1 rRNA gene is annotated in these 370 nt (G+C 57.6%); it reads right to left on the bottom strand.

Annotation, left to right across the window (positions count from 1 at the left end):
• A 23S ribosomal RNA gene (locus EFBL_RS16560) occupies positions 1-370 on the bottom strand; the annotation flags it as partial.

Raw genomic sequence — 370 nt, 5'->3', positions numbered from 1 at the left:
GGCCATTTTGCCGAGTTCCTTAACGAGAGTTCTCCCGAGCACCTGAGGATTCTCTCCTCGCCTACCTGTGTCGGTTTGCGGTACGGGCACCGGCGCACTCGCTAGAGGCTTTTCTTGGCAGTGTGAAATCAGGGACTTCGGTACTTATATTTCCCTCGGCATCACAGCTTAGCCTTATAAGAGACGGATTTGCCTGTCTCTCAGCCTCACTGCTTACACGGCCATCCAGCAGGCCGCTCTCCCTATCCTCCTGCGTCACCCCATCGCTCAAACGCACGCGCGGTGGTACTGGAATTTCCACCAGTTGTCCATCGCCTACGCCTTTCGGCCTCGGCTTAGGTCCCGACTAACCCTGGGCGGACGAGCCTTC

The sequence above is a fragment of the Effusibacillus lacus genome, from assembly GCF_002335525.1.
Classification (GTDB): Bacteria; Bacillota; Bacilli; order Tumebacillales; family Effusibacillaceae; genus Effusibacillus; species Effusibacillus lacus.
Note: the sequence above shows the minus strand (reverse complement) of the source record. Positions and strands in the feature narration are given on the sequence as shown.